The sequence below is a fragment of the Pectobacterium zantedeschiae genome (assembly GCF_004137795.1).
Classification (GTDB): domain Bacteria; phylum Pseudomonadota; class Gammaproteobacteria; order Enterobacterales; family Enterobacteriaceae; genus Pectobacterium; species Pectobacterium zantedeschiae.
In genome coordinates this window covers 1,565,874-1,580,144 of record NZ_NWTM01000001.1, presented here as the reverse complement: position 1 = coordinate 1,580,144, position 14,271 = coordinate 1,565,874, and the positions used below count along the sequence as shown (strand labels likewise).

The 14,271-nt window shown below is 50.6% G+C and carries 14 protein-coding genes; 10 read left to right on the top strand and 4 right to left on the bottom strand.

The annotated features are described in order from the left end of the window. Positions 1–24: 24 nt before the first annotated feature. From deoR to CLR69_RS07195, 3 genes are all read right to left on the bottom strand, one after another. On the bottom strand, positions 25–798 hold the full coding sequence (gene deoR, locus CLR69_RS07205) for a DNA-binding transcriptional repressor DeoR (RefSeq protein ID WP_129711469.1): 774 nt from the start codon (positions 796–798) through the stop codon (positions 25–27). Positions 799–826: 28 nt separating this feature from the next. Beyond that, on the bottom strand, positions 827–1,495 hold the full coding sequence (gene deoC, locus CLR69_RS07200; RefSeq protein WP_129704396.1) for a deoxyribose-phosphate aldolase: 669 nt from the start codon (positions 1,493–1,495) through the stop codon (positions 827–829). Positions 1,496–2,014: 519 nt separating this feature from the next. Further along, positions 2,015–3,703 (bottom strand): aspartate:alanine antiporter, encoded by a 1,689-nt coding sequence (locus CLR69_RS07195; protein WP_129711467.1) that lies wholly within the window; start codon positions 3,701–3,703, stop codon positions 2,015–2,017. A 373-nt stretch (positions 3,704–4,076) separates the two neighbouring features. Here CLR69_RS07195 and CLR69_RS07190 point away from each other — a divergent pair, with 373 nt between their 5' ends. Further along, complete coding sequence (locus tag CLR69_RS07190; RefSeq protein WP_129704400.1) at positions 4,077–4,448, top strand: inner membrane protein YbjM; 372 nt, start codon at positions 4,077–4,079, stop codon at positions 4,446–4,448. 70 nt (positions 4,449–4,518) lie between these two features. Here CLR69_RS07190 and CLR69_RS07185 read toward each other — a convergent pair whose 3' ends face one another. Continuing rightward, entirely contained in the window at positions 4,519–4,785 is a 267-nt protein-coding gene (locus tag CLR69_RS07185) for a GrxA family glutaredoxin (RefSeq protein WP_039300768.1), read from the bottom strand. A gap of 401 nt (positions 4,786–5,186) precedes the next feature. Between CLR69_RS07185 and nfsA the strand changes: the two genes are divergently transcribed. The 9 genes from nfsA to rlmC all read left to right on the top strand — a co-directional run bounded on the left by nfsA (position 5,187) and on the right by rlmC (position 14,263). Further along, a complete protein-coding gene (gene nfsA / locus CLR69_RS07180) occupies positions 5,187–5,906 on the top strand; it encodes an oxygen-insensitive NADPH nitroreductase (protein WP_129704402.1) in 720 nt (239 codons plus the stop codon). A gap of 16 nt (positions 5,907–5,922) precedes the next feature. After that, entirely contained in the window at positions 5,923–6,834 is a 912-nt protein-coding gene (gene rimK, locus CLR69_RS07175; RefSeq protein ID WP_129704404.1) for a 30S ribosomal protein S6--L-glutamate ligase, read from the top strand. 278 nt (positions 6,835–7,112) lie between these two features. After that, a complete protein-coding gene (locus CLR69_RS07170) occupies positions 7,113–7,592 on the top strand; it encodes a type III secretion system chaperone family protein (RefSeq protein WP_129704936.1) in 480 nt (159 codons plus the stop codon). A gap of 372 nt (positions 7,593–7,964) precedes the next feature. Further along, a complete protein-coding gene (gene potF, locus CLR69_RS07165) occupies positions 7,965–9,074 on the top strand; it encodes a spermidine/putrescine ABC transporter substrate-binding protein PotF (RefSeq protein WP_129704406.1) in 1,110 nt (369 codons plus the stop codon). Positions 9,075–9,427: 353 nt separating this feature from the next. Continuing rightward, positions 9,428–10,561: a putrescine ABC transporter ATP-binding subunit PotG gene (gene potG / locus CLR69_RS07160; protein WP_129711540.1), complete on the top strand. Its 1,134-nt coding sequence runs from the start codon at positions 9,428–9,430 to the stop codon at positions 10,559–10,561. 14 nt (positions 10,562–10,575) lie between these two features. Continuing rightward, a complete protein-coding gene (gene potH / locus CLR69_RS07155; RefSeq protein ID WP_129704408.1) occupies positions 10,576–11,541 on the top strand; it encodes a putrescine ABC transporter permease PotH in 966 nt (321 codons plus the stop codon). Further along, positions 11,538–12,383, top strand: a complete 846-nt coding sequence (potI, locus tag CLR69_RS07150) for a putrescine ABC transporter permease PotI (RefSeq protein WP_129704410.1) — start codon at positions 11,538–11,540, stop codon at positions 12,381–12,383. Before potH ends, potI begins: the two co-directional genes overlap by 4 nt. A gap of 171 nt (positions 12,384–12,554) precedes the next feature. Continuing rightward, the gene (locus tag CLR69_RS07145; protein WP_129704412.1) at positions 12,555–13,007 is read left to right on the top strand and encodes a YbjO family protein; all 453 of its coding nucleotides are present in this window, start codon (positions 12,555–12,557) and stop codon (positions 13,005–13,007) included. A gap of 128 nt (positions 13,008–13,135) precedes the next feature. After that, positions 13,136–14,263 (top strand): 23S rRNA (uracil(747)-C(5))-methyltransferase RlmC, encoded by a 1,128-nt coding sequence (gene rlmC / locus CLR69_RS07140; protein WP_129711466.1) that lies wholly within the window; start codon positions 13,136–13,138, stop codon positions 14,261–14,263. Positions 14,264–14,271 lie beyond the last annotated feature (8 nt).

Sequence of the window (14,271 nt, the reverse complement as noted above, 5' to 3'; positions counted from 1 at the left end):
CAATAACGCCGACTAGAACAGACTCTAATTTCCCGGATGGATTAACTGAATGCTGTTGTTAGAGAAGTAACGTAGGTATTGTTCTCCGGGGGCGCTGTCTGAAATCACCGTATCAAACAGCGTCATCGGGCCGATACAGGCGCGTTTGATCTGACCGAATTTGCTGTTGTCTGCCACAATAATGATTCGCTGTGCGGTCGCCATTGCGCGCTGCTTCATGCCTAGCTCGGCAAAATTAAAGCAGGTCGCGCCTGCGTTAAGGTCGATGCCTGCCGCAGAGATAAAGGCTTTATTCGGGCAAATGTTGTCCAGTTCACTGCGCTGGTTGAGCGGGGTGAAAATCGCGTTATCTGGATGATATTCCCCGCCGCATAAAATCACTCTGCACGCCTTTTTCTCCTGCAACGCCAAAAAGGTGTTCAGGGAATAGCAAATCGCAGTAAAAGGCAGCTCGTCGGGAATTGCATCAATAATGAAGGGAATGGTGGTGCCACAGTCGAAAAAAACGGTATCGTTTGCCTCCACAAGATAGGCGGCGGCGGTACCGATAGACTGCTTTTCTCTTACGTGTTTAGTCTGCTGGTCGGAGACAAAGTAGTTCGTGACACCGTTATTTTTCAGGTCGCTAACGACGTAGCCGCCGAGCAGCATGACGCTGGTGGAATCTGCATTTAGATCGCGGCGCACGGTCATCTCGGACACGCCGAGTAGCTGTGCGGCGTCCTTAAGATGGAGTTTATCGGTTTTCTTTAGTGCCTGAGCCAGTCTACCGATTCGTTCGTCGCGCCGCGTTTCCATAAAATTCCCTGCTAGTAGCTATTTTTTGTTAGTAGTTTCCTGCTGCGGCAGTTTCACCTGAAACGATAGCAACGCCTGAACTGGTGCCAATACGCGTGGCGCCAGCTTCAATCATACGTTGTGCCGTTTCGCGATCGCGAACCGCGCCGGAGGCTTTTACACCCATTTCGTTGCCGACGGTATTGCGCATCAGTCGAACGTGTTCTTCGCGTGCGCCACCCGTGCTGAAACCGGTAGATGTTTTGACGAACGCGACATTCAACTGACGACACATTTCACACACCAGCACAATCTGTTCGTCATCAAGCAGACAGGTTTCCAATATTACCTTCAACGGTATAGCCGCGCAAACCTCACGCACGGCCTGAATATCTGCTTTAACGGCGTCAATTTTCCCACTTTTCAGCCAGCCGACGTTAATTACCATGTCGATTTCCTGTGCTCCGGCATCAATCGCGGCTTTCGCTTCAAAAGCTTTACTGGAGGTCAGGCCTGCACCGAGAGGAAAACCGATAACGGAGCACACCTGTACCGTTGAACCTTTCAGTTTTTCGGCCGCTAAGGGAACGTAACCGGAATTAACACAGACGGCATAAAAATGGTGCGCTATCGCTTCATCGCACAGCGTGACGATTTGTTGTTCAGTGGCGTTTGCTGCCAACAGAGTGTGGTCGATATAGCGTGCATAGTCAGTCATGATAAATCCTTGGTTGTGTCGATAGAAAATCAGATAGCGTGATTATGGCACTCAATGATTTGAATGTCACAAAAATAACAAAAAAATTAATATTTGTTATTTTAATAACAAACAATGAAGCGAATGTGATAGCGGATGTGTGGATATCGGGAAATAGGGAAGAGGTATACTCTAATTAATTCAAATTTCAGGATAAAAACGGCAAGACGTTTTTGAACAGCGCTTGCGCTGACCCCGGAGGGGAGAGGCCATAAGGCCGAATAACGCTGCTTGCAGCGGCCCCTACGGGGCGATACACACGCAAGTGTGCCGAGTAGCGTAGCCAACTCACATGCAATTTGAAGTATGACGAGTATAAGGCAGAAAAGAAAACGCCCATCGTTCTTGAACCTGAAAGGCGGGAACGATGGGCTCCTCAATAAGGGGAATCAAAGAAAAGCAGTGGCACTTACTCAGACTTTAGATCAAAGAAAAAGTTCTGATTTTTTAGAAAATAATATTGACGATTTTTTACATTTCTCAGCCGGGCAATTCAGGCCAGATAACCACGATAAGTGAACCTGCTAGTGTGAGCAGCACGTTAGCGATGGCGTAGGTCCCCGCATAGCCGAGAGCAGGAATATTACTGCGTGCCGTATCGCTGATGATCTCCATGGCGGGTGCACAGGTCCGTGCGCCCATCATGGCACCAAACAGTAGCGCTCGGTTCATTTTCAGTACATATGCGCCGAACAGAAAACAAATCACCACCGGCACAAGGCTGACAATCAACCCTGAAGCCAGCATCTGGATACCGACTTCTCCCAGGCTACTGTTGATTGTGCTGCCCGCACTCAGGCCTACGCCCGCCATAAAGACCATGAGGCCAAATTCTTTGACCATGTTGAGCGCGCCTTGCGGAATGTATCCGAAGGTTGGATGGTTGGCACGCAGGAAGCCCAGCATAATACCGGCGAAGAGCAATCCGGCTGCGTTTCCGATGCCAAAGGTGAAGTTACTGAACTGGATCGTGATCAGCCCGACCATCATGCCGATAACAAAAAAGGCGCAGAAGGCCAGCAGATCGGTGACCTGACTGTGAATAGAAATGAACCCGATTCTGTCAGCAATGCTTTTTACCCGGCGGGCGTCACCGCTGACCTGTAAGACATCGCCTTTATTCAGTACGACGCTATCGTCAATCGGCATTTCAATCTGGCTACGGACAATTCGGTTAAGGAAGCAGCCGTGATCGGTCAGCTTCAATTGACTGAGGCGCTTGCCGACGGCGTTGTGATTCTTGACGACAATCTCTTCCGTCACGATGCGCATGTCCAACAAATCGCGGTCAAAAACTTCCTTGCCATCGCGGAAGTTGGAGTTCAGGCGGGAATGGGCATCGGGATAACCGACCAGCGCGATTTCGTCGCCGATTTGCAAGACGGCATCGCCATCGGGGCTGGCCAAAATTCCGTTGCGTCGAATGCGCTCAATGTAGCAACCCGTTTGGCGGTAGATCCCCAGTTCGCGCAAATTCTTGCCAGCCGCCCAGTCTACTAGCTCAGGCCCAACGCGGTAGGCGCGAATCACTGGTAGATACACTTTTCGCTGGCTGTCCGCATCCAGCCCGCGCTCGCGTGCAATCTGCTGCGCGCTGGTGGGGAGATCCTGATGTTGGAGTTTGGGCAGATAGCGGGCACCAAAAATGAGGCTGACCAGCCCGACCAGATACGTTAGCGCATAGCCCAGACTCAGGTGATCTTGTTCAATACTGAGTTGACTCCCCAAGCTGGCGGTATTGCGCAGCGTGTCACCTGCGCCGACCAGCACTGGCGTTGATGTCATGGAGCCTGCTAGCATCCCCGCCGTCAAACCAATCCCCCAGCCAAAGAGTTTGCCTAGGCCTAACGCCAGTAACATAGCGCTGCCGACCATCACCAGTGCCAGCATGAAATAATTTTTCCCGTCGCGGAAGAAAATAGAAAAGAAATTCGGCCCCGCTTCGACACCTACGCAAAAAATAAATAACATAAAACCGAGGCTCAACGCTTCGGTATTAATCGAGAAATGTTGTTGGCCGAGTAATAAAGAAACCACTAAAACGCCAATAGAATTACCGAGTTGTACTGGTCCGAGTCGCAATTTTCCCAGACAGAGTCCTAATGAAAGAACCACGAATAAAAGCAGAATGTAATTCCCGTTTAACAAATCAGCGACGTTTATATTCATGGAATGCAACTTGTTGTTTACCAGTAAGTTCTTGATGTTATTCATTATAGCGGCTAGATTTAGCCATGAAATGCATGAATTCCCGCGACGGCATCAATACGCGTCAGCTGAAAGGAATCAGCCTCATTCAGTATAATTTATCCGATAAAAATTGTTCAGTGTAATTATTGTTTAATTTAATGATTGTGGTGCCGCTGTTAACGAAATACGCGGATTATCGTCTTTTTTACAGACAACCAGTGCGTCGAATAAATCGTAGCGAAGCCTCATGTTTTTCATATCGGGGAATAGATACACCAATCATTTTTACCATACCGAACGCTTTCGGTATTTGGTTGATGAAGATTGGGAGGCATATTGAGAGGGGCGATTTATGGCAATAAATAAAGGTTGGGTCGGTGCGACCTGTTGTTTTCTATTGTTCACCGTGGTGTTTCTGAGCCAAAAGATTGAAGTGTCGGATGTCGTGGTGAATGATGGGCTGCGCGGTAGTCCTGGTATGTTGCTCTTTGTGTTGCCCGGTATGGTGGCCTGTTTTCTTTCCTCCCGCGGTCGCCTGCTTTACCCGTTGTTCGGCGCGTTGGCGGCTATGCCTGTGTGTTTATTGATTCTCCACCTGTGGAATACGCCGATGCGTTCTTTCTGGCAAGAGCTGGCCTATGTGATGAGTGCGGTCTTTTGGTGTGTGCTGGGGGCACTGGGCATGCTGTGTTTGCGTAGCCTGTATCGACGCTATCTTCGCTAAGTGAGTTCTGGACAATAGCCCATAAAAAAGCGCGGACTTTCGCCGCGCTCTTGTCCTGCCAGTCTGATTATTATGACTGGAACAGAGCCAGATGCTCTTTGGCATAGGCTTCAAAATCGGTGCAGCCACCGATATGTTTTTCATCCAGGAAAATCTGCGGCACGGTTTCAACCGGCTTTCCTACCGTCTTGGACAAATCTTCTTTCGAAATGCCTTCTGCGTGAATGTCTACATAGCGGAAGCTGAAGTCATCACGTTGCTCGGACAGTTTCTCTGCCAGTTCTTTCGCACGTACACAATAAGGGCAAGCCGGGCGCCCGAAAATTACAGCGAACATGTAAACTCCTTTGTAAAAGTAGAAAATGTGCTCATTCTTGAAACGTATAGCGTGACGCCTGTTGCAGACAAGGTCACGGCTAAAAATGTTACGGTTAATGAGGTTACTGCGAATCGCGCTACTATGCCCGTATTCATTGATGAAAAAAAGTAGTCATTACCTGTTACAACGATTTGTTGAAGCTATTTATACCCGTCATACTTCAAGCTGCATGTGCGTTGGCTAGACAAATTCGTTCCCGACGAATCTGTCTTTCTCTTGCCGCGTTACGAGGCCCATAAATGAGCCTCGCCCTGCGGACCAACGCTTCACGTTGTTCAAAACGCCAACGTATTGTCCTGCAACTCGAATTATTTAGGGTATAAAGAATGAAATAACTTTACCGACCCAAGGATGCCCGAGTGACACCAACCATTGATTTGCTGCAACGCCACCGTTCTATTCGCGCGTTTACATCTCAGGCTGTGACGGATGATCAACGTCACGCCATCATTGCCTCCGCACAAAGTGCGTCCAGCTCCAGCTTTTTACAATGCAGTTCCATTATTCGTATTACCGATCCTGCCGTGCGTGAAACGCTGGTTCACTATACCGGCGAACAAGGCTATGTGGCGCAGGCGGCAGAATTTTGGGTCTTTTGTGCCGATTTCCACCGCCACGTGGAAATCTTCCCACAGGCTGAAACCGGGCTGGCCGAGCAGTTGCTGATTGGTTGTGTCGATACCGCGCTCATGGCGCAGAATGCACTGACTGCCGCCGAATCACTGGGGTTGGGTGGGGTTTTTATCGGCGGAATCCGTAACCGAATTGCTGATGTAACGCAGTTGCTGCAATTGCCGACATTAGTGATTCCGCTGTTTGGCCTGTGCCTGGGGCACCCTGACGCTGAACCAATGCTGAAACCGCGCATGCCAACCGCCATGATGCTGCATGAAAATGTCTATCAGCCGCTCGACCGCGATGTGTTGGCGCAATACGATCGGCAAATGGTGGAATATTATCTACAGCGTACCGGGAGCCGCCGCGAAAGTTGGAGTGAGCACGTTGAACGCACGCTGAAAAAAGAGTTACGTCCGTTCATGTTGGACTACTTACATCAGCAAGGATGGGCGATACGCTAGTATCAGTAGGATATTTATGAAGATAGCCATTCTGTCTCGTGATGGGGCGTTATATTCCTGCAAACGTCTGCGTGAAGCGGCTGAGGCGCGCAAGCACAGCGTTGAGATTATTGATCCGCTCTCCTGCTACATGAATATCAATTCGGCGGCCCCGTCAGTGCATTATCGCGGGCGTCGGCTGGATAAATACGATGCGATTGTTCCGCGTATTGGTTCACAGATCACGTTTTACGGCACGGCGGTATTGCGCCAGTTTGAAATGCTGGGAAGCTACCCGCTGAATAATTCTGTTGCGGTGATTCGTGCTCGTGACAAACTTCATTCATTGCAACTGCTTGCCCGCGAAGGCATTGACCTGCCGATCACCGGATTCGCTCACTCGCCGGATGATACCGGTGACCTGATTGCGATGGTGGGCGGTGCGCCGCTGGTCGTCAAGTTGGTGGAAGGCACGCAGGGGATCGGTGTCGTATTGGCCGAGACACGTCAGGCTGCGGAAAGCGTAATTGATGCCTTTCGCGGGCTGAATGCGCATATTCTGGTGCAGGAATATGTGCATGAAGCTCAGGGTAGGGACATTCGCTGTTTTGTTATCGGCAATCGGGTTGTTGCGGCCATTGAGCGGCAGGCGAAAGCGGGGGAGTTCCGTTCAAACCTGCACCGCGGTGGTACGGCGAATAAAGTGAAAATTACGGCGCAGGAACGTGCGATTGCCATCAAAGCAGCGAAAACATTGGGTCTGAATGTGGCGGGTGTTGATATTTTGCGTGCCGATCGGGGGCCGTTGGTGATGGAGGTGAATGCTTCCCCGGGGTTGGAAGGCATTGAAACGACAACCGGACTCGACATTGCTGGCATGATGATTGAATTTATTGAGCAAAATACTCAGAGGCTCGTCGCAACATCAGCAACAATAGCCAAAAGTTAGCTTTCTGAAACAGGGGCTGCACCGTAAAATGGGGGCTGACTCTTAGTGTGTGGACATTGGGCTAAGGCTGACCTGCTGCGTCGTGGCGCTGCGGAACGAGGAAAGCGGGCGATGAAGTGCTTTTATCGTGGCATCGTCGCTCAATATTCCGTAAGCTATGTGCCGTTTTTGACATTGTTTCTGTTTTAATGCGGTTTCTGTTAAGCACCGCTTCTGCGTAAACGGTGTTCTCTTTTCAACAACGCTGTCTGTACGGCGGCAGGTATGAGGCAAACATGATGGATTCACTCATCGTCCCGGATTTGGCTATGCTACGGCGGTGGCTGGATCAACTGAATATTCTGTATTTTGAATGTGATTCCTGTCAGGCACTCCATCTTCCTCATATGCAAAATTTTGATGGTGTGTTCGATGCGAAAGTTGATCTGGTAGATAACGTGATCCTGTTTTCCGCACTCGCTGAAGTGAAACCCAGTGCGCTCATTCCTCTGGTCGGCGATCTAAGCCAAATCAATGCTAGTTCGCTGACCGTCAAGGCGTTTATTGATGTTCAGGACGACAACCTGCCGAAACTGATTGTGTGCCAGTCATTCAGCGTTGCCGCAGGCATGACGTTGGAACAATTCAGACATTTTATGCAGCAATCCGAAGAGCAAATCTCAATGGTGATCCTTGAGGCCAGCGCTAATAATCTGCTGTTTATCGGCGAGGAAGAAGAGGGCTCTGCTGCCAGAGTCATGACCTCACATCTGCATTGATACGGTTGCTGCCAAAGGCAGCAATTGGTTTTACTTATTTTCCTTTCACCGCCATTTATTCTGGTTATTTACCATTGTTGCCAGATATTTCTCTTTGTTTGCCGCTAAACGCCTCCATCACATCGATAAAATGTGAATAAATAATCGTTAAAACCCATTTTTTACGTTCAAGTATGGTGCGTACGATGTTGTGGGGTTATGCTTTATTCCTGTAAGAGACAGACAGTGCAATCAGGGCTATGTCTGTGTCTGAGCGAATAAAAATCGGTGCATACTCATTCACCGGTTGAATAGCGCGGCAGGATATATTTTGTATCGGAACGATACATGCTTACTCCCATGAATCACCCCCTTATATGGAGGAAGGAACGGATGTTCACCCAACGTAAAAAATGGCTATCGGGTGTTGTTACCGGCTTGCTGATGGCCGCGTCCGTCACCGCATCTGCGGAAGAGAAAACGCTGCATGTTTATAACTGGTCCGACTATATCGCACCGAACACGTTAGCCAATTTCCAGAAAGAAACCGGTATTAAGGTTGTCTATGATGTGTTTGACTCCAACGAAGTGTTGGAAGGCAAGCTCATGGCGGGCAGTACAGGTTTTGATCTGGTGGTGCCTTCTGCCAGCTTCCTGGAGCGCCAGCTCTCTGCGGGAGTGTTTCAGCCATTAGACAAGAGCAAACTGCCAAATTACAAAAATCTGGATCCTGAGCTGATGAAGCTCATTGCGCAGCACGATCCCGGTAACAAATATGCGTTGCCTTACCTGTGGGCGACCACCGGCATCGGCTATAACGTTGATAAAGTTAAAGCCGCGCTGGGCGCCGATGCACCCGTTGACAGTTGGGATCTGGTATTGAAGCCAGAGAATCTGGAAAAGCTGAAAAGCTGCGGCGTATCCTTCCTGGATGCACCGGAAGAGATCTTCGCCACCGTACTGAACTATCAGGGTAAAGATCCGAACAGCACCAAACCGGGTGATTACAGCACGTCAGCGACCGATCTGTTGCTGAAATTGCGTCCAAGCATTCGTTACTTCCATTCGTCGCAGTACATCAACGATCTGGCTAACGGCGACATCTGCGTCGCAGTGGGTTGGGCGGGAGATATCATGCAGGCGGGGAACCGTGCGAAAGAAGCGAAGAACGGGGTAAATATCCAATACAGCATTCCGAAAGAAGGTGCGTTGGCATTCTTTGATGTCCTCGCCATCCCGAAAGATGCTAAAAATCTGGACGAAGCCTACGCGTTTCTGGATTACCTGATGAAGCCGGAAGTGATGGCGGAGATCAGTAATCACACGTATTACGCGAGCGGTAATCTGGCCTCCTTGCCTTTGGTGAACGAAGAGATTCGTAACAACCCTGGCGTTTACCCGCCAGCAGATGTTCGCGCCAAAATGTTTACGCTCAAGGTGCAATCTCCTCAGATTGACCGTACGCGTACCCGTGCATGGACGAAGGTCAAAAGCGGCAAATAGCCTTTTGGATCTGAATAGTGACCCAAGCGTTTGATGGTTGCTGGTTTCAGCAACCAAAGAATGGATGGGTACAAAATACTCTAAATAATTCAAGTTTCAGGCAGGCGGCAAGGGAAGGCATCCCGATAAGCTTACTCAAGTAAGCGATTCGGGTGACAAATCTGCTAGGAGCCGATTTGAACGTAGCCAACGTACATGTAATTTGAAGTATGACGAGTATTAATGTGGCAAAGAACAGGCGGAGATACCGCCTGTTTGCGCTCTATATTGTGTTATACCGCTGACTGTAAAAAGTGCCTACTGGCGACATCAGCGGTGTGACTTGTTCTGCTTTTGCCGGAGAGCAATGCGAAGTGAATGACGCGATCCCCCGCCCTCAATTAAAACCTCAAAAAGCGGCCACGCCGCTGCTGGAAGTGCGTAACCTGACGAAGTCGTTCGATGGTCAGGCCGCCGTCGATGATGTCAGCCTGACAATTTATAAAGGCGAAATCTTTGCTCTGCTGGGTGCCTCTGGCTGTGGAAAATCCACGCTGTTGCGCATGCTGGCAGGTTTTGAGCTCCCCACGCAAGGGCAGATTGTTCTGGATGGTCAGGATTTGTCATTGGTGCCGCCTTACCAGCGACCCATCAATATGATGTTTCAGTCTTATGCGTTGTTCCCACACATGACGGTGGAAAAGAATATCGCGTTTGGTCTGAAACAGGACAAGCTACCGCGTGCAGAAATCAAAGATCGTGTGGAAGAGATGCTGTCGTTGGTGCATATGCAGGAATTCGCTAATCGTAAGCCGCATCAGCTTTCCGGTGGTCAGCGCCAGCGTGTTGCGCTGGCACGTAGTCTGGCTAAGCGTCCAAAACTGTTGTTGCTGGACGAGCCGATGGGTGCGCTGGACAAGAAATTGCGCGACCGCATGCAGCTTGAAGTGGTCGATATTCTGGAACGCGTAGGCGTGACCTGCGTGATGGTGACGCACGATCAGGAAGAAGCCATGACTATGGCCGGTCGTATTGCCATCATGAATCGCGGCAAGTTCGTACAGATCGGCGAGCCGGAAGAGATTTATGAGCACCCGAATACGCGTTTCAGTGCGGAGTTCATCGGCTCGGTCAATATGTTTGAAGGCATATTGCAGGAGCGTCAGGACGATGCATTGATCATCAAAAGCCCCGGGCTGGTGCATCCACTGAAAGTGGATTCGGATGTCTCGGTAGTGGATGGCGTTCCGGTTTACATCGCGTTGCGTCCTGAAAAAATCATGCTGTGTGAAGACGTTCCGGCTGACGGCTGTAATTTCGCCGTGGGGGAAGTGGTGCATATCGCTTATCTGGGCGATTTGTCGATTTACCATGTCAGACTTAACAGCGGACAAACCATTAGCGCGCAGTTACAAAATGCCTACCGCTATCGTAAAGGCGCACCGACCTGGGGAGATGAGGTTCGGCTGTGTTGGGATGCGGATAGCTGTGTGGTTCTGACGGTGTAGCGAGGAAGAATGCCATGACTCTATTTCCTGAACATCACACGGCGGAACCACCGGGCAAGGCCAGACTCTGGCTGCGTGTGTTGATGGCGCGCTGGCGTCAAAAGCACGGGCGCAAGCTGGTTATCGCGCTGCCGTATCTATGGCTGCTGCTGTTGTTCATGCTGCCATTCCTGATTGTATTTAAAATCAGTTTCGCTGAGATGGCGCGAGCAATTCCGCCTTATACCGATCTGGTTTCCTGGATGGATGACAAGCTGGATATTTCCCTGAACCTTGGGAACTACCTGCATTTGTTGGACGATCCGCTGTATTTTGATGCCTATATGCAATCGCTTCAGGTTGCTGCAGTATCGACGCTGTGCTGCCTATTTATCGGCTATCCGCTAGCTTGGGCAGTGGCGCACAGTAAACCCTCAACGCGTAATATCCTGCTATTGCTGGTAATTCTGCCGTCATGGACGTCATTCCTGATTCGCGTTTACGCCTGGATGGGGATTCTGAAAAATAACGGCATCCTGAATAATTTCCTGCTTTGGCTGGGCGTGATTGATGAACCGTTGATCATTCTGCACACCAATCTGGCGGTTTATATCGGTGTTGTCTATTCCTACCTGCCGTTTATGGTGTTGCCTATCTATACCGCGCTGACGCGGCTGGACTATTCGCTGGTGGAAGCATCGTTGGATCTGGGGGCTCGGCCGCTAAGAACCTTCTTCAGCGTGATCGTCCCGCTAACGAAAGGCGGCATTATTGCGGGCTCGATGCTGGTATTCATCCCCGCCGTGGGGGAATACGTGATTCCAGAGCTGCTTGGCGGGCCGGACAGCATTATGATTGGCCGTATTCTGTGGCAGGAATTCTTCAATAACCGAGATTGGCCAGTGGCCTCCGCGGTTGCCATCGTCATGCTGCTGCTGTTGATTATGCCGATTATCTGGTTCCACAAACATCAGAGCAAAACTGCGGAGGGGGAAGCGTGAATAATTTACCTGTCGTTCGCTCACCGTGGCGTATTGTGATTTTGGTGCTGTGCTTTACGTTCCTGTATGCGCCGATGCTGATGCTGGTAATCTATTCGTTCAACAGCTCCAAGCTGGTTACCGTGTGGGCAGGGTGGTCGACGCGCTGGTATGTCGAGCTTTTCCACAATACGGCAATGATCAGTGCGGTGCTCCTGAGCCTGACGATTGCCGCCGCCTCGGCAACGATGGCCGTGATCCTCGGAACGATCGCCGCCGTAGTGATGGTGCGTTTTGGCCGTTTCCGCGGAGCTAATGGGTTTGCGTTTATGCTGACGGCTCCGCTGGTTATGCCAGATGTGATTACCGGCCTGTCGCTGTTGTTGCTTTTTGTGGCATTAGGGCATGCCATTGGGTGGCCAGCGGAAAGAGGGATGTTAACTATCTGGCTGGCGCACGTCACGTTCTGTACTGCGTATGTCACGGTGGTGATCAGTGCTCGTCTGCGTGAGCTGGACCGTTCGATTGAAGAAGCGGCGATGGATCTGGGCGCTAACCCGCTCAAAGTCTTCTTCATTATCACGGTGCCAATGATTGCTCCTGCGCTGCTTTCCGGCTGGCTGCTGGCGTTTACGCTGTCGCTGGACGATCTGGTTATCGCCAGCTTCGTCGCTGGGCCTGGTTCGACAACGCTGCCAATGCTGGTATTCTCCAGCGTTAGAATGGGCGTTAATCCACAAATTAACGCATTGGCTTCCCTGATATTGTTAGTCGTTGGTATTATTGGGTTTATCGCCTGGTGGTTTATGGCGAGAGCGGAGAAGCAGCGCTATCGCGATATGCAAAAAGCGAGACGCGGCTGATTCGATTTCTCACCGTAATTTGTTAGCCTAGCGAAGTTTCCAGCAACGCCGCCAGAGTATGGGGGCGTTGTTGTTTTATATCAGCATCCAATTTTATGTGGGTGTCGTATTTTGGGCTGATAAATGGCCGCATAAAGGGAGAGCGTTGAAATTCTGTACACGAAGAAGGAAATGACACAACGCAAAGTTTATGCCCCGGTGCCAGTCATGGTGGCGGGGATTGCGATTATTGCTACCCGTTTTTTGGGGATTTTGCTGCTAGTGTGGGAGTTAGGGCTCAGCGATTTGAGCGGCTGGATTGGCAGTAACGCGGAAGCCTGGGATTCGACGTTAGTGCTAATGCTATCGCTTGTTATTGTCGGCATTGAGATCCGCTGTGGCTTTGCTGTTTTGGCCGGTGTGAACTGGGGCCGATGGGGGTATGTAGCCTGTCAGGCCGTGGTGGTGTGTTATCTGTTACTGGCATCGTTCAGTGAATTTATGCCGGCGATATTCCATATATCAGGAGAGAATAATGCAGCCGTGCTGCACCAACTCCTGCTGCAAAAGATCCCAGATCTTCTGGTTATTGTTTTACTGTTTCTGCCACGACGCAGTAAGCGCTTTTTTCTGCGCCAGAAATAGACATTTCTCTCTCCTGAGCCAGTCGATCCGCTGGCGTCGCCCATGAGTAAGCGGAAAGATCGCAGGGTGACGCCATCAGGGTGGTATAATCCTCTCATTCCGTCTTATTTTTTAATAGTTAGATTTTTATGCATTGTGCCCGCTACAGCACGGGAACCTGTCGTTCCTGCCAATGGTTGGAAAAAGCCTACCCACAGCAACTATCCGATAAGCAACAGCATCTTGAAGGTTTGCTACAGCCGCACGCCGTGCAGCGCTGGTTGCCAGTGCAGCCCTCTGCGCAGTCTGCGTTTCGTAATAAAGCCAAAATGGTGGTGAGCGGCAGCGTGGAACGCCCGCTGCTGGGGATGCTGCATCGTGATGGAACGGCGGTGGATCTCTGTGATTGTCCGCTTTATCCGCACAGCTTCGCGCCAGTTTTCGACGTACTTAAAGTTTTCATCGCCCGTGCAGGATTGACGCCTTATAACGTGGAGCGTCGCCGTGGAGAATTGAAATATCTGCTGCTGACGGAAAGTACGCAGCGCAGTACGTTTATGTTGCGCTTTGTCCTGCGCTCGGAAACGAAACTGGCGCAGTTGCGTGCCGCTTTACCTTGGTTACAACAGCAGTTACCGCAGCTTGAAGTGATATCTGCTAACATCCAGCCCGTGCATCAGGCAATTATGGAAGGAAAAACGGAGATTATCTTGAGTGATGCTGCCGCGTTGGCTGAGCAGTTCAATCAGGTGCCGCTGTATATTCGCCCGCAAAGTTTCTTCCAGACTAACCCACAGGTGGCGGCTGCACTCTATGCGACGGCGCGCGACTGGGTTGCAGAACTGAAGATTACCAGCATGTGGGATCTGTTTTGTGGCGTCGGGGGGTTTGGCCTGCATTGTGCCTCATCCTCAATGCGTTTGACGGGCATTGAAATCAGCGCTGAGGCGATAGCCTGCGCACGTCGCTCTGCGGAACAGCTGGGTTTAACACAGGTGGAGTTTCAGGCGCTGGATTCAACGCAGTTTGCGACAGCAAAAGCGGAAATACCGGATTTAGTGTTGGTGAACCCGCCGCGTCGCGGTATCGGTAGCGAGCTGTGCGCCTACCTGAGCCGGATGGCGCCAGACTATATTCTCTATTCTAGTTGCAACGCCGAAAGCATGGCAAAAGACATGACGGAGCTGAGGAATTACCGCGCGCTGCGCGTACAACTGTTCGATATGTTCCCGCATACGGCACATTACGAAGTGCTGACGTTATTGGAAAAATATTAGATTGAATA

Excerpts from the sequence above, each read along its gene's own strand:
- deoR (WP_129711469.1), bottom strand. The coding sequence starts at position 798 with ATGGAAACGCGGCGCGACGAACGAATCGGTAGACTGGCTCAGGCACTA.
- deoC (WP_129704396.1), bottom strand. The coding sequence starts at position 1,495 with ATGACTGACTATGCACGCTATATCGACCACACTCTGTTGGCAGCAAAC.
- CLR69_RS07195 (WP_129711467.1), bottom strand. The coding sequence starts at position 3,703 with ATGAATATAAACGTCGCTGATTTGTTAAACGGGAATTACATTCTGCTT.
- CLR69_RS07190 (WP_129704400.1), top strand. The coding sequence starts at position 4,077 with ATGGCAATAAATAAAGGTTGGGTCGGTGCGACCTGTTGTTTTCTATTG.
- CLR69_RS07185 (WP_039300768.1), bottom strand. The coding sequence starts at position 4,785 with ATGTTCGCTGTAATTTTCGGGCGCCCGGCTTGCCCTTATTGTGTACGT.
- rimK (WP_129704404.1), top strand. The coding sequence starts at position 5,923 with ATGAAGATAGCCATTCTGTCTCGTGATGGGGCGTTATATTCCTGCAAA.
- CLR69_RS07170 (WP_129704936.1), top strand. The coding sequence starts at position 7,113 with ATGGATTCACTCATCGTCCCGGATTTGGCTATGCTACGGCGGTGGCTG.
- potF (WP_129704406.1), top strand. The coding sequence starts at position 7,965 with ATGTTCACCCAACGTAAAAAATGGCTATCGGGTGTTGTTACCGGCTTG.
- potH (WP_129704408.1), top strand. The coding sequence starts at position 10,576 with ATGACTCTATTTCCTGAACATCACACGGCGGAACCACCGGGCAAGGCC.
- CLR69_RS07145 (WP_129704412.1), top strand. The coding sequence starts at position 12,555 with ATGACACAACGCAAAGTTTATGCCCCGGTGCCAGTCATGGTGGCGGGG.
- rlmC (WP_129711466.1), top strand. The coding sequence starts at position 13,136 with ATGCATTGTGCCCGCTACAGCACGGGAACCTGTCGTTCCTGCCAATGG.